Genomic DNA, 20,779 nt, shown 5'->3' with positions numbered 1-20,779 from the left:
ATATTCAGGTATTTTTCCAGGCTGCCCGGCATTCATGCAAAAAATGCCGAAAATACATAATATAAATTTCAATTATAAATTCGAAAGCACTAAAGTAACGCCCAACGTCAGCCTCTGCCCGGCATTTTGAACGGAAGGCTGGCTCGGATAGCTGCCTGGCAGCAGCGGTTCGCACCTTTTGAACACTCACGTAGAAAGGATAGAGATCATGCCCTACTCACAAGACGTCGATCAGATTGCTTCCATCCTGAAGCAAAACCCGACCTGGAATGCCATCAACCCGAAGCACGCGGCCCGCATGCGCGCCCAGAACAAATTCAAGACTGGTCTGGACATCGCCAAGTACACCGCCAAAATCATGCGTGAAGACATGGCTGCGTACGATGCTGACACCTCCAAGTACACCCAGTCTCTGGGTTGCTGGCACGGTTTCATCGGCCAGCAGAAGATGATCTCCATCAAGAAGCATTTCGGTAGCACCAAGCGTCGTTACCTGTACCTGTCTGGCTGGATGGTTGCTGCTCTGCGTTCCGAGTTCGGTCCTCTGCCTGACCAGTCCATGCACGAGAAGACAGCCGTTTCTGGCCTGATCGAAGAGCTGTACACCTTCCTGCGCCAGGCTGACGCATGGGAACTGAACCACCTGTTCCGTGCTCTGGAAGAAGCTGAAGAAGCCGGCGACAGCGCCAAGGCTGCTGAGCTGATCAAGCAGATCGACAACCATGAAACTCACGTTGTGCCGATCATTGCCGACATCGACGCTGGTTTCGGTAACGCCGAAGCGACCTACCTGCTGGCCAAGCAGATGATCGAAGCCGGTGCTTGCTGCATCCAGATCGAAAACCAGGTATCTGACGAGAAGCAGTGTGGCCACCAGGACGGTAAAGTGACCGTTCCCCACGCCGACTTCCTGTCCAAGATCAACGCGGTTCGTCTGGCGTTCCTGGAGCTGGGTGTGGACGACGGTGTTATCGTTGCCCGTACTGACTCCCTGGGTGCTGGCCTGACCAAGCAGATCGCTGTAACCAACGAGCCGGGTGACCTGGGCGACCAGTACAACAGCTTCCTGGACGGCGAGTACATCGACGACGCTTCCCAGATCGATAACGGCGACGTTGTCGTTAAATCTAACGGTAAGCTGCTGAAGCCGAAGCGTCTGGCTTCTGGCCTGTTCTGCTTCAAGCCGGGTTCTGGAGAAGACCGTGTTGTTCTGGACTGCATCACCAGCCTGCAGAACGGCGCTGACATGCTGTGGATCGAGACCGAGAAGCCCCACGTTGGCCAGATCGCTGCCATGGTTAACCGTATCAAGGAAGTGGTGCCCGACGCCAAGCTGGTTTACAACAACAGCCCGTCCTTCAACTGGACCCTGAACTTCCGTCAGCAGGTATTCGATGCGATGAAGGAAGAAGGCAAGGACGTGTCTGCCTACGACCGCGCTGCTCTGATGAGCGCCGAGTACGACAACACTGAACTGGGCAAACTGGCTGACGAGTGGACTGCCAACTTCCAGCGCGACGCAGCCCGTGAAGCAGGCGTGTTCCACCACCTGATCACTCTGCCGACCTACCACACTGCCGCTCTGTCTACTGACAACCTGGCCAAAGGCTACTTCGGTGACGAAGGCATGCTGGCCTACGTTGCTGGCGTACAGCGCAAGGAAATCCGTCAGGGTATCGCTACCGTTAAGCACCAGGACATGGCTGGTTCTAACATCGGCGACGACCACAAAGAGTTCTTCGCTGGCGAAGCGGCTCTGAAGGCCGGTGGTAAAGACAACACCATGAACCAGTTCGGTTAATCGATCTGATCATGATGTTCCGGTGAGTGCTTTGGCGCTCACCGACCACTGAAAACCCCGCAAGGCTTCTGGCTTTGCGGGGTTTTTGTTTTTTACAGTGCCCGCGCTTGCCTATCCTCCTGATTTCACTCTGTAAGCCTGCCTTGTCGAATGTTCTGATGTTGGCGCACTGTTCCACGTATGAAACAGATGCCGCGACGGTGAAGTTTGCCCGGCGCCAATGAGTAGCGTGTTAAATACGGTTTTTCAGTGGGTTATGTCGCAGCTCGATGAGTTGGCACGCTAATCGCTCCTTTCCGTAGGCGGTCTGGGCCTGTGTAAACCCGAATGCTGGAGGGTTTGCTGAAGGAAGTACTGACGAATGGGGCCGGATCCTCAAGCCAATAACATCAAAGGATATGAATCATGAAAACCCAAAAAAGTTTGCTAGCCGCTGCTATTGCCATGAGCCTGGGCCTCTCAGGTTATGCGTTTGCCCAACAGGGGGGCGACGGTGATCCAAACAATAATGCCAACGATAACTCTGCTGCCAACACGAATTATTCCGGAAATGCGGACTCCGGAAATGACAATTCCACGGACAGCTCTGATAACTCGAATAACTCCGACAACTCGAATAATTCGGACAACAGTACGGACGTTGCCGATTCGTTCAAGATTGCCGACAGTGGCAACAATATGTCGGACAATTCGAACAACTCGGATAACTCCAACAACTCCGATAATTCAAACAACTCGGACAACTCTGATAACTCGGACAGCAGCACCAGCTTGAACGACGCGTTCAAGATCGCTGACAGCGGTAACACCGACGCCTCCGACAATTCGGATAATTCGGACAATTCCGATAACTCCGATAATTCGGACAACAGCACCAGTGTTAACGATGCGTTCAAAATTGCCGATAGCGGCAACACGGATGCTTCTGACAATTCGGACAACTCCGATAATTCCGACAACAGCACCAGCGTCAGCGATTCCTTCAAGGTTGCCGACAGTGGTAATGATATGTCAGACAACTCAGATAATTCTGACAACTCTGACAACTCCGACAACAGTGATAGCTCTGATAACAGCACCAACGTGAACGACGCCTTCAAGGTGGCGGACAGCGGAAACACGGATAACTCCGACAACTCTGATAATTCAGATAACTCTGACAACTCAGATAATTCTGATAACTCAGATAACTCAGATAACTCGGACAACTCGGACAACAGCACCAATGTCAGTGATTCGTTCAAAATCGCAGACAGTGGCAACAGCGACAGTTCCGATAACTCCACAAACGCTGCGGATTCCTACAACAGCGACAGCAGTGACAACTCAGATAACAGCACCACCACTCTGAACCTGTCACTGGAAGTGTTCATGAACGATGCCGAACTGAATGGCTCTGTCTCAGGTACCAACGTTACCTATGGCAGCGCGAACGGTGACGGATCCTATGTGGACACCCGGACTTCTAACGAGATTTCCGGCGGTTCTGCCAACTTTACCGGTGTGGGTGCCTTTGCCCAGAACGCTGGGGTGGGCAGTGTGACTCAGGCCAACGTGAGTGTGATGTCTAACCTGAGTACAGGTGGCGGCGCTAATTGAGGCGGCGCGGGCTGCTCCTGATCGGGAGCAGCCCAACCCTGCCGGGAGATGTGTCATGGCCAGAGTCATTAACAGGATGCTGATGATGTTCACTCTGCTGGTGCTGTCGGTACCTACCTGGTCGGAAGACTGGGGTGGCGCCGAGCCAATGAGTGCCGAGCAGCTGGAGGCTGCGAGCGGTCGCCAGGGGGTTTCACTCCAGTGGCAGCTTAACGAAGCCCAGCAGAACGCAATCGTTAGTGACAACGTGCTGACTGGCCCCTCCGAAACCGGTGATAACCGCATTGCCGATCAAGCTTTCCAGAATATGAGCGGCATTGCCACAGTGATTCAGAACACCGGGAACCAGGTGGTGATTCAGGACAGTACCCAAATCAATATCCTTATCAATCATTAAGCGGGGAGGTGGGCCATGGTCGGAAGGTGGCATTTGCTGTCAGGAGTGCTGGCTTGCCTGCTGTGGACCACCTGTTTTGCCGGGACGGTTTTGGTGCCTGGGCCCAGCGGTGACCTTGCTGTGGGGGTCAGCAGTTTTCAGGACCAACGTTTTCAGAGTGTGCTACGGCAGCAGTACGATTTCAGCTGCGGGTCAGCCGCCGTGGCATCATTGTTGTCGTTTCATTATGACAAGCCAGTGTCTGAGCAGGATGTCTTTGCCAACATGCTGGCACTGGCTGATCAGGACAAGGTGCGCAAGGAGGGCTTTTCTATGCTCGATATGAAGCGCTATCTTGAGTCCGAAGGCTACCGGGCGGATGGTTTCCGAATGCCGCTTTCGGGGTTGCGTGATCAGGTCCGGGTACCGGTGATTGCACTGGTGACGCTTGGAGGCTACCGGCATTTTGTGGTGATCAAGGGGATCAGTGAGCGCGAGGTTCTGGTGGGCGATCCGGCGAGAGGGCTGAAGGCCTACAGTTTGAACGAGTTCGAGCAGCACTGGGATGGTTCGGCCTTCGTGATCCGGAGCCACCTGGAGCAGGGTCGGGCCAGCTTCCTGGCAAAAAACGACTGGCCCGGGCTGGCCAGAGCACCTCTGTTCAAGGGGTTGGGGCAGCCAGCGCTGGGGCATACCTTACCGTACTGGCCCAGCACACAGGATTGGTGATGTCATGGATAAGTATGCAGGTATGTTGGTTGTCATGCTCTTCAGCGGCCCGTTGCAGGCAGAGCTCAATATGGTTGAGCTGCCGTTGAGCGACAGCGAGCTGGCTGAACTGCGGGGCGGCTTTCTGCTGGATGGCCTGGAAATTTCCATAGGGCTGGAGCAGTTGGTGGCGGTGAACGGTGAAACACTGGTGATCAACCGGCTGACGATCCCCAACCTGAATCAGCTGGGTAACGGGGATCAACTGATGCATCAGATGGAGTCCGTACTGGCAGTTCAGGGCCTGGATGCCAATGGGCTGGGAATAGCGTCAAACACCGCCGGGCAAGGTGGTTGGATGACGGTCATTCAAAACAACCTCAACAGCTCGACCATTCAGCACATTCGCCAGCTGAATATCGAACTGAACAATTTTGGCGGCGCCTACCGTTTGCCAAGGGACTCCGGATTCCCGCTAATGCCCTGATCAACCTCTTACAGGTTGATGGGCAGCTTCAGGGTAATTTCACTGTTCGGGGCACTGTCGGTGACACCCACCGCCACGGTCAGGCTCAGTGTTGTGGATTGAGACATCCGCTGTGACAGACCAAAGGCCAGAGAACCCACCTGAATACGATCAAAGTTTGAATCAAACAGGCTGTTGCCATGCTCGAAGGTGGTTTTCCGTATCACCGAGTGATCATAGCCGAGGCTGAAAGACGTCCGTTCGTTGAACGCGAAGCCCATTCCGAAACCAAACCGCACCACGTCACCGGGGTCAACCGTACCGCCGTTCTCGAAGCCCTGTTCTTCTTTGATTGTCCAGACGTAGCTGAAGTTACCAAACAGCACTGCCGGATCGGAGGGGTAGATGAACGACAGGCCGGGTTCCACTGACCAGAAGCCTGAGCCGGTCGGTCGTTTCGCCAACTCCACGCCAATCGGGTTACCGCTGCTGTCGGTGATGACTTGCTGGTCGACGTCATAGGGACCATCGCCAGTGGGCGCTTTCGCGCGAAACGTACCGATCAGGTAAGGCCAGCCATCGATACCGTCGGTGAGTTGGTAACGTACGGCAAGTTCCACGTCGCCCAGGCCATCGCCGGATGACTCTCTTTGGGTATCGACCGGTGTGCCCTGGAAAATTTCACGCTCCCGAAGATCTTCCCGGATACTGAGGTAGGGTGCCCGGAGGCTGGCTTCAAACCGGCTGGTGAAACCGTACTTCAGGGACAGGGCGCTGACGAAGATGTCTCGTTGAATCTCCGAAATGTTGATCAGGCCAACCAGCAAGGCCGGAATAACGGTATAGCCTTCCACGGCAACTCGGGTGGCATTACTGTGGGCATGGGAAAACGACGGCTCGATCGTAAACCGCCCCGGGCGGGTTACGATGCCCCTGTCAGCGGTAATCGATGCGATATCGGTAGCCGCATCCTGGGCACTATTTTCAGCACTGTCCTGTTGAATTCTGCTTGTGGCCTGTCCCTGGTCTGGAACATCGGGGGTCGGTGGCGCCGCCTGGGCCATAGGTGTCAGGGCGATAGTACATGCAACGAGGGCGTAATGTTTCATGACAGGTCTCCATTGCCTTTGCCCGAGCTCGGGCTGGTCGTGGCGTTGGTTGAAGGCGGCTGCAACTTGTGTTTTTCCAGCAGGCGGTAGAACGACACCCTGGAAATCTTCAGCAGGCGGGCGGCCGCAGAAATGTTGTGGCGAGTGAGAGACAGGCTGGTGGTGATGGCCTCCTGATCAGCGCGAGCCCGGAATGCATCGAGCGTGAAATGCTCGGTGTTCGTTGGCAGCGTGCTTTTCAGCAAGCCGAGATCTTCCGGCTGAATTTGCAGGCTCCGGGCCAAAAGTACCGCCTGGCTTACGCGGTTTTGAAGCTCTCTTAGATTTCCGGGCCAGTTATGTTGAGCCATGGCGAAGAGTGTGGCGTTATCAACCCGGTAGACCTCGCCGCCGGCGGCTTCAAGTGCACGCTGAACCAGGTAGGGAAGATCTTCGAGCCGCTTGCGCATGGGCGGCAACGGGACCGTAAGATTGCCAAGGCGATAGAACACGTCATCCCGAAAGCTGCCTTGCTTCACCAGTCGTTCCAGCGGGGCAGTGCAGGTCGCGATAATCCGGACATCAACGTCGATTGCGCGGCTTGAGCCAACGGGCTCGATTTTGCCTTCCTCAAGAAACCGGAGAATGACGGACTGTTGTTCCAGGCTAAGCTCGTCGGCGCCGGATAGTACCAGGGTGCCGCCATGGGCCGATTCTATCCTCCCTTTCCTGGCTTTGAGGGCATGGGTGAAAGCGCCGCGTTCATGGCCGAACAGTTCGCTTTGAGTCAGGCTGGCGGGCAAGGCCGCACAATTCACGTAAACAAGAGGCTGTTGCTTGCGCTCGGAGTGCAGATGAACAAATTCTGCGGCCGCTTCTCTGCCGGTGCCGCTTTCCCCATAGATCACGATCGGCTCGTCGGTGGCAGCGAACCGGCGAAGCAAACTCCGGGTGGCACGAATCGCCTGTGATGGACCGTTCAGCACAAACTCCTGATAGCCGGCACGGGTGGTTTCAACATGGGAGTGTTCCAGGAGCGACATGCCCCACATGTGCCCGAGGCTGTTGGCCAGGCGCTGCCAGTCGAGCGGCAGGGTGTGGTAATCCTGGCAATACTGCTCTATGAATCGGCGCACTTCCGGATGATCAAGTTGCCTCTGCTTGACCAGCGCCAACCATGACCTGACAGGCAGCCATTCCAGCCATTGCCTGGTGTTGTCCAGCTGTGAGGGTGTGAGGCTGGTGAGATCGCACACCCCGACCGGCTTCCGGGTTCCTGCGCGCAGCATCGCGGTCGGAATCTGAAAGGGATTAATGCGGGTAAGCTGCCAGTGCTTGTGTATTGGCAGGTGCGTTGCGCAATGATCGGAATCCGCTGACAGCCAGACAAGCGGCCGTTTCTGCTCCATGGTCTTTGCTCCGGCAAAGTGACTGGACAACCGACGGCTATTTGCAAGGTGATCTTTCGGGTACTGCTGCGGGAACTGCTATAGTCATCCTCGACCCTGTTACCTGTATGGCTGAGCCATGCAGTCTGAATCCTCAGAGAGTCAGGAAGCAGAATTTGAACCAGTTCTCAAAGTTAACTGCGTTTCAGCAACTTGGTGCAAAGGGTGGTGGCGCCTGCCCTTATTACTGTAAACATTGTTGACATAGTCTGCGGGTGGAGCCGTTTCATGCAGCCTGATCAGTGGATCATCTTTCTGGTGCTCGGCCTGACCCTAGGCCTGTTCGTCTGGAATCGGCTGCGCTTCGACATCGTCGCCATGCTGGCGTTGCTGGCGGTGGCCATCGCAGGGCTGGTGCCTACCGACCAGCTATTTTCCGGATTTGGCCACCCGGCGGTGATCACAGTGGCGGCGGTTCTGGTGATCAGCCAGGGCCTGGTCAATGGCGGCGTGGTGGACGCGGTGGCTCGTTTGCTCGGGAAGGTGGGGCGTAATGCGGTGCTGCAGGTGATCACGCTGACCGCGGTGGTTGCCCTGTGCTCTGCCTTCATCAATAACGTAGGCGCGCTGGCGTTGCTGATGCCCGTGGCCATCTGGATGTCCCGGAAATCTGGCCGTTCTCCATCGCTCCTGCTGATGCCTCTGGCGTTTGGCTCTTTATTGGGCGGTACCATTACGCTGATCGGCACACCCCCGAACATCATCATTGCCAGTTACCGGGAGGCCGGCTCTTTCGGGCTGGTGGATTTTGCCCCGGCGGGGTTGGCGATAACGGTGGCGGGCATTGTCTTTATCGGCCTGGTTGGCTGGCGGTTGACGCCCAAACGGGAAGACCCCGCCGACGGCGACAAACTGTTCAGCGTTGGCGATTATGTCACGGAGTTGCGCGTTCCGGACGCATCGGATTATGCCGGCAATACGCTTCACAACCTGTTAACCGCAGGCGACAACGAGAGCAGCGTGGTGGTATTGGCCCTGATCCGGGGTGACGAAACCCATCCCGCGCCTTCGACCTTCAGGGTGCTGCGGGACGGCGATATCTTGCTGGTGCAGGCCGACACCGGAAGCCTGCAGGAGTTTGTGGATCATACCGGACTGGCCCTGGCCAATGTGGACGACGAGGGCAACGGCGAAGGGTCGGCCAATAAGACGGGCCGTACTGATAAAACCAAGGAAGAAGACATCGCCACGGGCGATGTGCGGTTGACCGAGGCGGTGATCACGCCCGGGTCCCGGCTGGTCGGGCGCACCACCAACCGCCTGAATCTGCGAGAGCGCTATGGCCTGAACGTGGTTGCGGTGGCTCGCCAGGGCCACCGCTTGAAGCAGCGGCTGGCGGAGATCCGGTTTCGCTCCGGTGACATTCTGCTGGTGCAGGGCTACGAAGACACGCTGATGCCCACCCTGCAAGCGCTGGGCTGCCTGCCATTGGCGGAACGGGAGCTGACCCTGGGCCGGCCGAACAAGTTATGGCTGGCAGGCGGTTTGTTCATGGCTGCCATTGCGTTGATTCTGTCCGGTTGGTTGGCGCCGCCAGTGGCGCTGGTCGGCTGTGCTGTGGCCATGGTGATGGCCCGGCTGTTGGATGCGCCCGAGGCTTACCGGGCGATTGACTGGTCAGTGATTGTTTTGCTGGCCGCCATGATTCCGGTTGGCCAGGCCCTGGAAAGTACCGGAGGTGCTGACCTGATTGCGGCCCAGATACTGGCGGTGGCGCAAGGGCAGGCAGCCTGGATCGGACTGACCATCATTCTCGTCGGCTCCATGCTGTTGTCCAATGTGGTGAACAATGCAGCCGCGGCGGTTCTGGTTGCGCCTATTGCTCTGGGCCTGTCGCATCAGCTTGACCTGGCATCGGACGCGGCTCTGATGGCGGTGGCGGTTGGTGCATCCTGTGCTTTTCTGACGCCTATTGGCCATCAGTCCAATGCCTTGGTGATGGAGCCCGGGGGCTATCGTTTCGGGGACTACTGGCGGCTTGGCCTGCCGTTGTCGGTGGTGGTGACCGTGGTGGCGGTGCCGGTGATCCTGTGGATGTGGGCCTGACGGATTCGCCCTGATCACCGGGTCAGCTATCGGTAAGCAATCCACAAAACAGGGTTTCTACCAGCGCTGGTGCCATGTCCGCCAGCGGCCATCGTTCTGGTGCAGCCAGCCAGTCGAAAAACAGCCCCAGCATCTGTGTGTGCAGTACATAGGCGGCGTACTCGGGCGTCAGTTGTGGCCTAAGGCGCTTCCTGTTTTCGGGTAACGCCATGATGCTGGTGACGTGGGTTGTGGCGTATTCGGAGAGTTCCCGATGCTTGTTCAGGGTCTGGTCCGATTCGTTGCGGTGAAACAGAATGTAATGCACCCGGTAATAACTTTGGTCTTCCGCAAGCTTTTTCAGGGCAAGAATGCACACCTGCTTCAGGTTCTCCAGGCTGTAGCCGCCCCGGATGGCGTCGTCGATCATCTCTCCAAGGGGTGCGCGTGCCCGCTCAAGCATGGCATCAAGAATGTCCTGCTTGTTGCGAAAGTGCCAGTACACCGCGCCTCGGGTTACCCCAGCCGAACGGGCGACCTCTTCAAGGGAAGCCCTTGCCACGCCTTTGTCCATAAACACATGCTCGGCGGAATCCAGAATGGATTCCCGGGTTGCTTCTGCTTCTGCTTTGGTTTTTCGTGCCATGTTGGTGCTTCGATGGTTTGTGCGTATAAACCGGCAGTATAACTGAGAAACATTTACATACATACGCGGATGAATGTATGTTAACGCCCTTTATTGATCTGAATCCGGTGTTCAGGAGAGCGCAAATGCCCATGGAAATGTTTCATCGCCCGATGGCCCGCAACGGGCTGATCATCGCAGGCTTGTCCACGTTGCTGGCTATGGCTGGCTGCAGCAGTGAGGAGGGTGCCGGCCAACCGGGTGGAGGCGGTATGCCGCCGGCAGCGGTGGTTGTCGAAACGGCCGAGCTGAGCGATGCCAGTGTGCGCCACGATTACGCCGGCCGTGCCAGGGGTGCCCGGGAAGTAGAAGTGCGAGCCCGGATTAACGGCATTCTGGAAGAGCGCCTTTACGACGAAGGGCAGATGGTCAGCGAAGGCGATGCCCTGTTCCGGATCGATCGCAAACCTACGGAAGCTGCACTGCAACAGGCCAGGGCCCAGCGCCAGGTTGCTGAAGCCAATCTGCGCCAGGCCGAGCGGGAGTGGAACCGGATATCATCATTGTATGAACGCAACGCCGTCAGCGAGCGCGATCGGGACTCTGCTCAGTCGGCCAAGGAACTGGCGGAAGCCAATCTGGCCGTGGCCAATGCGGGCATGACCCAGGCTGAGCTGAACGTGGGTTATGCTCAGGTAAAGGCACCGATCAATGGGGTAACCAGCCTGGAAGATTTGCCGGAAGGCAGCCTGATTGATGCCGGCACCTTGCTGACAACGATTGTGCAACTTGATCCAGTCCATGTGCGCTTTGCCTTGCCTGAAAACGACGCCACCATTCGCCGTGCAGCCCGTGAAGGCATGGCGCGCTCCGGTGAAAAGCAGAACGTATCCGCGCGCCTGATCCTGGCAGACGGCAATGAATACCCGCTGGACGGCCGCATTGATTTTACCGCCTCCACGTTAGACCCCCGCACCGGTTCGGTGTCCGCCCGAGCAGTGTTCCCAAATCCGGAGCAGGTGGTGGTGCCGGGCCAGTTTGTTCGGGTTCGGGTAGAACTGCAGAGTTTCGAGGATGTGATCACCGTGCCGGAAAAGGCCGTCGCCCAGAGTCCTGAGGGGCCGGTGGTGTACGTGGTAGATGACGAAGGCAAGGCCCGGGCACGCCTGGCAGAGTTGGGCCCGGTGAGCAATGGCCGACAAATTGTACTCAGCGGGCTGGAAGCGGGAGAGCGCTTTATCGTCAGTGGCCTGAGCAACCTGCGCGACGGGGCTCAGGTTAATGTGACCAATGCCGAAGGCGGGGAGGGTGCCGACTGATGTTGCGCACATTTATCGACCGGCCGATCTTCGCCACGGTCATCTCTATTATTATTACCTTGGGTGGTGCTCTGGCCTTGATGGGTCTGCCCATTGAACAGTACCCCAACGTGGTGCCTCCCCAGGTGGTGGTGGATGGCCGCTTCCCCGGCGCCAGTGCCGATGTGATCGCCGATTCTGTGGTCGCGCCGCTGGAGCAGGAAATCAACGGTGTCGACGACATGATCTACCTGGAGTCCAGCGCGACCGACTCCGGCAGTTTCCGGGTAACCGTGTCGTTCGAGATTGGCACCAATCCGGACCAGGCCACCATCAACGTCAATAACCGGGTGCAGCAGGCGCTCGCCCGTTTGCCCCAGCCCGTGCGCGATCAGGGCCTGAAAGTGGAGGCCCGTTCGACCTCCATTCTGCAGGTTATTACCCTGTCGTCTCCTGACAACTCCATGGATGTGGTGGAGATTTCCAACTACGCCTTGCTGAACGTGCTGGACGAGCTGGTGCGGTTGCCGGGTATTGGTGATGCCTCACTGTTCGGGGCGCAGGATTACTCCATGCGTATCTGGCTGCGGCCAGACAAGCTGGCCCAGTACGAACTCACGCCAGGCGATGTTGCCAGCTCACTCCGCGCCCAGAATGCCCAGTTTGCCGCCGGCCGTATTGGTGCCGAGCCGGCGCCGGAAGGCCAGGCCTTTACCTTCAGCGTGTCGGCCCCTGGCCGGCTGACCAGCCCGGAAGAATTTGGTGAAGTGATCCTGCGCAGCGATGAGCAGGGTGCGTCCCTGCGCCTGAAAGATGTGGCCCGGATTGAACTGGGGGCCCAGAACTACGACTTTTCTGCGGTCTATAACGGCGGTGCTACGGTGCCGATGGGGGTTTACCTGCAGCCGGGCGCCAACGCTCTGGATGCGGCCGAAGCGGTTAACCAGGCCATGCAGGAAATCTCCGAACGATTCCCGGAGGGCCTGGAATACAGTGCGCCTTATGACACCACCCGCTTTATTGATATCTCGATTCAGGAGGTGATCAACACCTTCGTGGTGGCGGTGTTGCTGGTGGTGCTGGTGACCTTCCTGTTCCTGCAGCACATCAAGGCGACGCTGATTCCGCTGATTGCCATTCCGGTGTCTCTGGTCGGTACCTTCGCTGGTATGCAAGCCCTTGGGTTTTCGGTCAACCTGCTGACTCTGTTCGGGTTGATACTGGCGATCGGGGTGGTGGTGGATAACGCCATCATCATCATGGAGAACGCCGAACGCCTGATGAAAGAAGACGGTATGTCTGCCTACAACGCGGCGGTGACCACGATAGGCCAGGTGTCTGGCGCGGTGGTGTCGTCCACGCTGGTGCTGGTCGCGGTGTTTGCCCCGGTGGCGTTCCTCGGCGGCCTCAGTGGTGAGCTGTACCGGCAGTTTGCCATCACCATAGCGGTGTCGGTGGTGATCTCCGGTGTGGTGGCGCTGACCCTGACCCCCGCCATGTGTGCCCTGCTGCTCGGCAAAGACGAAGGCAAGCAGCTGGCGGTATTCCGCTGGTTTGACGCCGGTTTCGACAAGCTCACCGCTGGCTTCTCTGCTGTGGTGGACTGGCTGCTAAGGCATGCGGTGATTGGCGTCATGCTGTTTGTCGCCATGTTGGGTAGCGTGGTGTTCATGATGAACAAGATGCCTTCAGGCCTGGTGCCGCAGGAAGATCAGGGCTTCGTGTTGGCAGCCTATTCTTTGCCGCCGGTATCGTCCTTGAGCCGCACCACGGAGGCCCGGGACGAGCTGGTGGAAAAAATGATGGGGCTGCCTGAAGTGAAAGACGTGGTGTCGTTCGCCGGCTTCGACATCATCTCCAGCGCTTTGCGAACCAACAGTGGCGTGGCGTTTGTTACCCTTGAAGACTGGGCTGAACGGGAAGGGCAAGGCCAGGCCGCGGCCGATATTGCGAACAAGATCATGGGCATTGGCTTTGGTATGCCAGAGGCCTTTGTGATTGCCTTTACGCCACCGCCAATTCAGGGCCTGTCGACCACCGGTGGCGTTGAAGGCTACATCCAGGCCCGTGGCGGCCGCAGCCCGGCAGAGATCAAATCCATGGCAGACCAGTTCACCCAGGCCGCCAATGCCCGCCCGGAGCTGACCAACGTGCGAGTAACGCTGGACACCGGCATCCCCCGGTTCAAGGCGAACGTAGATCGTGAAAAGGCTCAGGCAGCGGGTGTGCCCATTGATCAGATCTTTACCACCATGCAGAGCACCTTCGGTGGCCTGTATGTAAACGACTTTACCCTGCAGGGCCGTAACTGGCAGGTAAACCTGCAGTCGGAAGGCGAGTTCCGCAGCCATCCGGACGATCTGCGCAAGGTGTTTGTACGCTCCAGCTACGGCGAGATGATCCCGCTGAGTTCTCTGGTGGAGCTGGAACGGACCAGTGGCCCGGATATTCTGAATCGGTTCAACGTATACCCGGCGGCCAAGCTGCTGGCCGATCCGACGCCGGGCCATACCACGGGTGAGGCGTTGGCAGCCTTGCAAGCGGTGGCTGCCGATCAGTTCGATCGCAACACGTTGCTGGGCTGGACCGGTGAGGCGTATCAGTTGCAAGATTCGGCGGATTCCGGAGCCATGGCGTTCGGTATGGGCCTGTTGCTGGTGTTCTTGATACTGGCGGCCCAATACGAGCGCTGGGGTTTGCCGGTAGCGGTGGCGACGGCGGTGCCTTTCGGTGTATTCGGTGCGGCCCTGGCGTCGTTGTGGCGGGGTTTTCCGAACGATATCTACTTCCAGGTGGGCTTGCTGGTGTTGATTGGTCTGGCGGCGAAGAACGCGATTCTGATTGTGGAGTTTGCGGCCCAGAACCGTAAGGCGGGGATGAGTGCTTTTGATGCGGCCAGTACCGCTGCGCGTCAGCGGTTCCGGGCGATCATGATGACGGCGTTGACGTTCATTGTGGGTACGTTGCCGTTGGCGTTCAGTTCCGGAGCCGGAGCCGTTTCCCGGCAGGAAATCGGTACGGTGGTGGTCGGTGGTATGCTGGCGGCCAGTACTCTGGCGTTGTTCTTCGTGCCCCTGTTCTACAAGCTGATTGAAGATCTGGCCGATTGGCGCAAAAACCGCAGGAAGACGGCATAGGTTGACCTGATTCCGGTTTACCTATCGTATTCATGGCTATCAAACCGCCGCGGGTATCTGCCCCCGGCGGTTTTTTCTTTGATATCCTGTTGTTGAGTAAGAAGTAGTGGTGGGAAGGCCTTTCGGAAACACGCTGTAGATACATCCTTGTACGCTCTGCTCCGCCATCCCTGGCTCCGCAAGGTTTACGAAAGGCCTTCCCACCACTACTTCCCGTAACTGGGGAGCTGGTTTCTATGGAGTCTGAACATATGGTGGCTGAGGACTATAAGGCGCAGGTATTGGAAGAGTTGGAGTTGGCGCGTTCGCGCACTGAGCAGCTGGTTCGTTCCCTCCCTGAGGATAAGCTCGAGGTTCCGTATCACCCTGGCGTCAATCCGCCACTGTGGGAAATGGGCCACTCAGCGTTTTTCTACGAAGTGTTTGTGTTCAATCTGTTGGACGGAACGCCCAGTTGCGACCCTTCCATGGATGACCTGTGGGATTCTTTCCATGTTGAACACCGCGATCGTTGGCGGCGGGATTTGTTTCCGGGGCGGGAGGCCACTCTCAAGTATTTCAATACGGTTTATGACCGGGTCTCGGAGCGTATTGGGAGCCGGGAGCTGACGGGTCAGGAACTGTATCTCTATCGGTATGCGGTGTTTCATCAGAACATGCACATCGAGTCCTTGATCTGGTGTCGGCAGACGGTGGGGTATCCGGCGCCTGCAGAGTTTATCGGCGATCGGCCTGCGCCTGGTGAGCCGGTCACTGGCGATGCGGAGATTCCGGCGGGGCGTTGGTTGATCGGGATGCCGGGTGAGTCGGATGATTTCGCCGGTGAGGACTTTGCGTTTGATGCGGAGAAGCCCCGGTTCGAGGTGGAGCTACCGGCGTTTGCCATTAGCCGGACTCTGGTGAGTAACCGGGAATTTCAGGCATTTGTTGAGGACCGGGGTTATCAGCGTCCGGAGCTGTGGTCGTTCGGTGGTCGCAAGTGGCTGGAAACGGAAGTGGATGTGTCGTTGGTTCACGGGGTTTCCGAACCGCAGTTGAAGGTGCCGAGGCATCCGCTGTACTGGCGCTGGCACGGTAATCAGTGGCAGGAGCGTTTTTTTGATCAGTGGTTACCGTTGAATCCGGATGCGCCGGTTACTCATGTGACCTATTGGGAAGCCGAGGCCTGGTGCCGCTGGGCGGGGCGGCGCTTGCCTTCGGAGTATGAGTGGGAAGTGGCTGCGTTGGGGAACCGGCCTGAAGAGTCTTTCCGACGTTATCCCTGGGGTAACGAGCGGCCGGATGCGTCTCGGGTGGATATGGATGCCCGGTCAATGGCCCGTAATCCGGTATTCGACTATCCGGTAGGGGACAGTCCCTTTCGTTGTCGGCAGATGGTCGGCTCGGTGTGGGAGTGGACCAGCAGTCAGTTTCTGCCCTATGACGGTTTCAAGGTGGATATGTACCCGTTCATGTCGACGCTGCAGTTTGGTGATCACAAGGTGACCCGGGGCGGTGGCTGCGCCACCTCCTCGAACCTGATCCGGGGCACCTACCGCCAGGCCTATTTGCCCCTTCGCAACGACGTCTACACGGGCTTCCGAACCTGTGCGCTAAACGGTTAGCTCGAAAGCGGCGGTCTGCGTCGGATGGCCGACATCCGGATGCAGGTCGCCAATTCCGCCAAAGTGTACGGTGTAGCCGTTGCGTTTGGCGACACCGCTGGCCCATTGGCGAAACTTCATTCGGTTCCATTCAAATTTATGGTCTTCTTCGCGAAACTCTCCGGGTTCCAGGTCAAACAGTGGGTTGTATTCACTGTTGGGTGTGGTCATGAACAGGAAGCGCGGGCGCAACTCACCAAAGACCATCAGCTCGACTTTTGAAAGCTCGTTGGGATACACGTGTTCGATGGTTTCGACCATGGCAGCGGCTTCAAAACCCCGGAGTTCGGGATGGCTTTCCGCGTAGGAGCCGGTAATCAGACGAATGCGATCTGGCGTCTCGTTGAGCCAGGGCTGGAGGTTCTGGCGAGCCTGGCGCAGAGACAGCCCGGACTGCTCAAGCCCGACAATGGTTGTGAACTGAAGCGCCGCGGCCAGCCGGTAAAGCAGTGATCCCGAGCCACAGCCAAGGTCCAGAACCGTTTTAGCACCGGTGTTAATCAGCTTTTTTGCGACAAAGTTCAGGCGTTCCTCATGCAAGGATGTCATTTGGGTCATGCTGCCTGAGGTGGCCTCATGAAGATCAAACATGGTCAGAGCCCTGGTGCTTCTGCCGCTCCTTCGCTTTGGTGTTATCCAGAAGATGGCTGGCCAGGGCGACCCCGGTCTCACTCATGGTCAGGTAGGCCTGATCCGCTCCTGCTTCGCGGATTTTTCGGGCTTCATCTGCGAACATGGTATGGGCAACGATATAGCCGCTAAAGCCCAGTTTCCTGAGCATTCTCGCGGCAATCAGTTTGCCTTCAATGTCGTTCATCGCCAGCACCACAGACTGCAGGGCGGGCATGTGCAAACCCTCCCAGAAGGTGGTGTCTTCAGCGTCGGCGAACACGACGTTGCGGCCTTCTTTCCGGTGCTTCTCGGCTTTCGCCGGGTCTGAGTCCAGGCCCATGATTTTGGCTTCCTGGGGTTGGAGCCAGTCGTAGGTTGCGGTGCCGGTGCGCCCCATGCCCATAACCAGTACTTTGGTGTCTCCCAGGGAAATCGGTTGCTCGTCCGGGTGCCGTTTACGGCTCTCGAACGGGACGATATGACGCCCGATTTTCTCGAACAGGGTATGGGCAAAGCGGTTTAGCGGCGCCGATATGACAAATGACAGAGAGACGGTGATGGCGAGCGGAACCAGCCACTCAGGCAAGGCAACACTGGCGACGATAAGCCCGAACTCACTGTAGTTGGTCAGGGACAATGAGGTAAGAAAACTGCTTCGCCCGCGCAGGCGGAAGCCGGTGAGCAGGAAAAAGAACAGGATGCCTTTGAGCGGCAGAAGCAGTGTGGCCACCAGCGCAAAGATCAGTGCCTGCTGGTCAGGTAATCCGCCGATGCCGATCTGCAGGAAGAAACCCACCAGGAAGATTTCTTTAACGCTCCACAGGGATTTAGCCAGCTCTTGTGAGCGCGGATGATTGGCCAACATGGCACCGAACACCAGAGCTCCCAGCTCGGAACTCAGGCCGACGGCTTCAAAACCGAGGCCGCCGACCACCAGGGCCAACAGCAAGCCGAGCAATACCAGCAATTCGTCGTGGCCGCTGGCATCCAGCAGCCGATAGAGTAGTGGTCGCAGCAAGGGCAGGCCGAAGACAATCAATGCCCACTCGGATGGGGTTTTGCCGGCGGCCAGGCTCATCACCACCAGTGCGATGAGGTCCTGCATGATCAGGATGCCAATGGCGACTCGCCCGTGGAAGGCTCGCAGCTCCCGTTTGCTTTCCAGAACCTTTGCGGCCAGCACTGTACTGGAAAACGAAAGCGCAATGGCCAGCATCAGGGCCGTGGTCCAGTCCAGCTCGAATAGCAGGTAGAGACCGGGGGCAAACACCACACAGGTGATGCCGAAGTGCAGCAGGCTGCCGCCAATGACTTCCGGGCTGATGATCGACCGGAGCTTCAGTTTGAGGCCCACGGTAAATAACAGCAGAAGCACACCCAAGTGGGCGATGTGAGCCAGCACATCGGTAGGTTCTGCGCTGATGTCGGTGACAGAGGCCAGCCCACTGAGAACAAAGCCCGCAGCCAGGTAACCCACCAGTGGCGGCAGGCCTATGCCCTTAACGAGCAGGCCGATAACAAAGGCAAAACTGATCCAGATGGCTTCAGGCATGGCTCGTTCTTTTGATGGTAAATCAGGCCAGAAACCTTACCGGTTTTTTACTCGTAAATGTAGTGGCTGTTGGTGTCAGGGCTGCTGTTCGGTCAGAAAGTTTCTGAACAGTTCTGCGGACCTTTCCGGGGCTTCCACCATGGGTGCGTGGCCAATGTCTTCGAGAATCACTTTTCGGGCATTGGGAATTACGTCGACAAAAACATCAGCATTCCGGTAGTTGATCACCCGGTCGAGCTTGCCCCAGAGCACCAGGACCGGCGCTTCAATGCCGGTGATGGCGTTACGGAAGTCGGGCTCAAAGCCGGTATCGCGGATGGCAGCAAAGATGACCTGGTTGACCTCCTGGTTGGCAATGGCTTTCTCTTCCATGACGTCAAAGATCGGCCAGGGCACGAACGGGCGCTTCTCCAGGGCGAAATCCAGCAGGCGATCAAAGTCTCCTTCTTTTTTCGGGATCAGCGGGTTGTCGCCCTCAATCACCAGGCCCACCAGTTCGCTGTCGTATTCAAAGATGCCAGCCGGGTTGAACAGCACGGCGGACTGAACCTGTTCCGGGTGAGTGGCGGCATACAGTGCAGTGATAGCTCCGCCCATGGAGTTGCCCATCATATGAGCCCGGGTAATGCCCAGCTCGGCAAGGATCTGATTCAGGTAACGAACCTGATCTTCAAAACGATAGCCGATATCCAGTGGTTTGCTGCTTTCTCCATGGCCCGGCAGGTCAAATGCGTAAACGTTGAACTCGCCTTTGAACTCTTTGGCCAGGCGGGTCCAGTTGTCTTTGTTGGCGCCGAAACCGTGGATCAGCACCACGGTATCGCCCTCAACACGCTCTTTGCTCTTCAGGTAGGCAATCTCCAGGTTGCCGACAGTCAATTGGGCCGGCTCCAGGCCTGAGCTGGAGCGTTCCCAGCCGATGGCTGACTCGTAGACTCCCTGTCGTGAACAGGCGCTGAGAAGCAGCGTGGCTAGAAGAAGAAAAACAAGGTTGGCCGAAGTGCGGGTCACACGGAACTCCTTTTCACTGGAATGAGGGGCTAACAGTAACCCATAAAAAAGCCCGGTCAATGACCGGGCTGACGCGGGTTCCCGTCGAGTCTGAGTCTCAGCTTTGTTGTTCCCGGGCAATGGCCCGGTAGGCAATGTCGTTGCGGTAGAACATACCGTTCCAGCTGATTTTCTTTGCCAGCTCATAGGCCCGTTGCTGGGCTTCGGTCACGCTGTTGCCCAGGGCGGTGGCGCAGAGTACGCGGCCGCCGGCGGTGACAACGTCGTCGCCGTTAAGCTTGGTGCCGGCGTGGAAGACCTTCTCACCTTCGGTTTCACCTTCCGGCAGGCCGGAGATGACATCGCCCTTGCTGTAGTCGGATGGATAGCCGCCGGCAGCCAGCACGATGCCTACGGAGGCTCGTTCGTCCCACTCGGAGTCGCACTGGTCCAGCTTGCCGTCCACGGCCGCCTGGCACAGTTCAACCATGTCAGATTTCATGCGCAGCATGATCGGCTGGGTTTCCGGGTCGCCGAAGCGGCAGTTGAACTCGATCACTTTCGGCGCACCGTTGGTGTCGATCATCAGGCCGGCGTAGAGGAAGCCTTTGTAAGGATGACCTTCGGCCGCCATGCCGTTGACGGTGGGGTAGATCACTTCGTCCATGATGCGCTGGTGAACAGCGGCCGTGACTACCGGGGCCGGAGAGTAGGCGCCCATGCCGCCGGTGTTGGGGCCGGTGTCGCCGTCGCCTACCCGCTTGTGGTCCTGGGAGGTGGCCATGGCCAGCACGTTCTTGCCGTCGACCATCACGATGAACGAGGCTTCTTCGCCGTCCAGGAATTCTTCCACCACCACGCGGCTGCCGGCATCACCGAAGGCATTGCCCGCGAGCATGTCGCGGATGGCGTCTTCGGCTTCTTCCAGGGTCATGGCCACGATTACGCCTTTACCGGCGGCCAGGCCGTCGGCCTTGACCACAATCGGTGCGCCTTTTTCACGCACGTAGGCGAGGGCTTCGTCTACATCGGTGAAGTTGGCGTAGTCGGCGGTCGGGATCTTCTGGCGGGCCAGGAAGTCCTTGGTGAAGGCCTTGGAGCCTTCCAGCTGGGCCGCACCGGCGCTGGGGCCGAAGATGCGCAGGCCGCGGGCCTCGAACTTGTCCACCACGCCCGCAACCAGCGGGGCTTCCGGGCCAACGATGGTCAGGCCGACGTTGTTCTGCTCGGCGAAGTTGGCCAGGCCGTCCAGGTCCATCGCGTCCAGGTTGACGTTCTCCAGGTTCGGTTCCCGGGCGGTACCGGCGTTACCCGGCGCCACGAAGACCTTGTCTGCCTGCGGAGACTGGGCTGCTTTCCACGCCAGGGCGTGTTCGCGCCCGCCACTGCCAATAACCAGAATGTTCATGTG

The 20,779-nt window shown here is 58.0% G+C and carries 16 protein-coding genes; 9 read left to right on the top strand and 7 right to left on the bottom strand.

Annotated elements, in window-relative coordinates; all coding sequences use genetic code 11:
- The first annotated feature begins 208 nt into the window (after positions 1-208).
- The 5 genes from QPL95_RS11820 to QPL95_RS11800 all read left to right on the top strand — a co-directional run bounded on the left by QPL95_RS11820 (position 209) and on the right by QPL95_RS11800 (position 4,971).
- Entirely contained in the window at positions 209-1,801 is a 1,593-nt protein-coding gene (locus QPL95_RS11820) for an isocitrate lyase (RefSeq protein WP_303291169.1), read from the top strand.
- A gap of 405 nt (positions 1,802-2,206) precedes the next feature.
- Positions 2,207-3,400 (top strand): hypothetical protein, encoded by a 1,194-nt coding sequence (locus QPL95_RS11815; protein ID WP_303291168.1) that lies wholly within the window; start codon positions 2,207-2,209, stop codon positions 3,398-3,400.
- A 55-nt stretch (positions 3,401-3,455) separates the two neighbouring features.
- Positions 3,456-3,797, top strand: coding sequence for a hypothetical protein (locus QPL95_RS11810; RefSeq protein WP_303291167.1), 342 nt, complete (start codon positions 3,456-3,458; stop codon positions 3,795-3,797).
- Positions 3,798-3,812: 15 nt separating this feature from the next.
- Positions 3,813-4,505: a C39 family peptidase gene (locus tag QPL95_RS11805; RefSeq protein ID WP_303291166.1), complete on the top strand. Its 693-nt coding sequence runs from the start codon at positions 3,813-3,815 to the stop codon at positions 4,503-4,505.
- A 4-nt stretch (positions 4,506-4,509) separates the two neighbouring features.
- On the top strand, positions 4,510-4,971 hold the full coding sequence (locus QPL95_RS11800; protein WP_303291165.1) for a hypothetical protein: 462 nt from the start codon (positions 4,510-4,512) through the stop codon (positions 4,969-4,971).
- Positions 4,972-4,979: 8 nt separating this feature from the next.
- Here QPL95_RS11800 and QPL95_RS11795 read toward each other — a convergent pair whose 3' ends face one another.
- A complete protein-coding gene (locus QPL95_RS11795; RefSeq protein WP_303291164.1) occupies positions 4,980-6,059 on the bottom strand; it encodes a transporter in 1,080 nt (359 codons plus the stop codon).
- Positions 6,056-7,447, bottom strand: coding sequence for a sigma-54 dependent transcriptional regulator (locus QPL95_RS11790; RefSeq protein WP_303291163.1), 1,392 nt, complete (start codon positions 7,445-7,447; stop codon positions 6,056-6,058). The genes QPL95_RS11795 and QPL95_RS11790 overlap by 4 nt, the downstream gene beginning before the upstream one ends.
- Before the next feature lie 267 nt (positions 7,448-7,714).
- Between QPL95_RS11790 and QPL95_RS11785 the strand changes: the two genes are divergently transcribed.
- Positions 7,715-9,532, top strand: coding sequence for an SLC13 family permease (locus QPL95_RS11785; protein WP_303291162.1), 1,818 nt, complete (start codon positions 7,715-7,717; stop codon positions 9,530-9,532).
- A gap of 22 nt (positions 9,533-9,554) precedes the next feature.
- On the opposite strand, the gene QPL95_RS11780 is transcribed toward QPL95_RS11785, so the two are convergent.
- The gene (locus QPL95_RS11780) at positions 9,555-10,157 is read right to left on the bottom strand and encodes a TetR family transcriptional regulator (RefSeq protein ID WP_303291161.1); all 603 of its coding nucleotides are present in this window, start codon (positions 10,155-10,157) and stop codon (positions 9,555-9,557) included.
- Between the two features lie 125 nt (positions 10,158-10,282).
- Between QPL95_RS11780 and QPL95_RS11775 the strand changes: the two genes are divergently transcribed.
- The 3 genes from QPL95_RS11775 to senA all read left to right on the top strand — a co-directional run bounded on the left by QPL95_RS11775 (position 10,283) and on the right by senA (position 16,175).
- Positions 10,283-11,455: an efflux RND transporter periplasmic adaptor subunit gene (locus tag QPL95_RS11775; protein WP_303291160.1), complete on the top strand. Its 1,173-nt coding sequence runs from the start codon at positions 10,283-10,285 to the stop codon at positions 11,453-11,455.
- On the top strand, positions 11,455-14,571 hold the full coding sequence (locus tag QPL95_RS11770) for an efflux RND transporter permease subunit (protein ID WP_303291159.1): 3,117 nt from the start codon (positions 11,455-11,457) through the stop codon (positions 14,569-14,571). Before QPL95_RS11775 ends, QPL95_RS11770 begins: the two co-directional genes overlap by 1 nt.
- Positions 14,572-14,807: 236 nt before the next feature.
- Complete coding sequence (gene senA / locus QPL95_RS11765; protein WP_303291158.1) at positions 14,808-16,175, top strand: selenoneine synthase SenA; 1,368 nt, start codon at positions 14,808-14,810, stop codon at positions 16,173-16,175.
- On the opposite strand, the gene QPL95_RS11760 is transcribed toward senA, so the two are convergent.
- The 4 genes from QPL95_RS11760 to purD all read right to left on the bottom strand — a co-directional run bounded on the left by QPL95_RS11760 (position 16,164) and on the right by purD (position 20,776).
- Positions 16,164-16,805 (bottom strand): methyltransferase, encoded by a 642-nt coding sequence (locus QPL95_RS11760; protein ID WP_303291157.1) that lies wholly within the window; start codon positions 16,803-16,805, stop codon positions 16,164-16,166. The two genes, senA and QPL95_RS11760, sit on opposite strands and share 12 nt — an antisense overlap.
- Positions 16,798-18,378 carry a cation:proton antiporter family protein gene (locus QPL95_RS11755; protein WP_303291156.1) on the bottom strand — a complete coding sequence of 527 codons (1,581 nt, stop codon included), beginning with the start codon at positions 18,376-18,378 and terminating at the stop codon, positions 16,798-16,800. Before QPL95_RS11755 ends, QPL95_RS11760 begins: the two co-directional genes overlap by 8 nt.
- Positions 18,379-18,453: 75 nt before the next feature.
- Positions 18,454-19,389, bottom strand: coding sequence for an alpha/beta fold hydrolase (locus tag QPL95_RS11750; RefSeq protein WP_303291155.1), 936 nt, complete (start codon positions 19,387-19,389; stop codon positions 18,454-18,456).
- Positions 19,390-19,486: 97 nt separating this feature from the next.
- The gene (gene purD, locus QPL95_RS11745) at positions 19,487-20,776 is read right to left on the bottom strand and encodes a phosphoribosylamine--glycine ligase (RefSeq protein ID WP_303291154.1); all 1,290 of its coding nucleotides are present in this window, start codon (positions 20,774-20,776) and stop codon (positions 19,487-19,489) included.
- Positions 20,777-20,779: the final 3 nt, after the last annotated feature.

The organism is Marinobacter sp. SS5-14b (assembly GCF_030541005.1).
Lineage (GTDB): Bacteria > Pseudomonadota > Gammaproteobacteria > Pseudomonadales > Oleiphilaceae > Marinobacter.
This window is presented reverse-complemented; position numbering and strand designations above follow the sequence as displayed.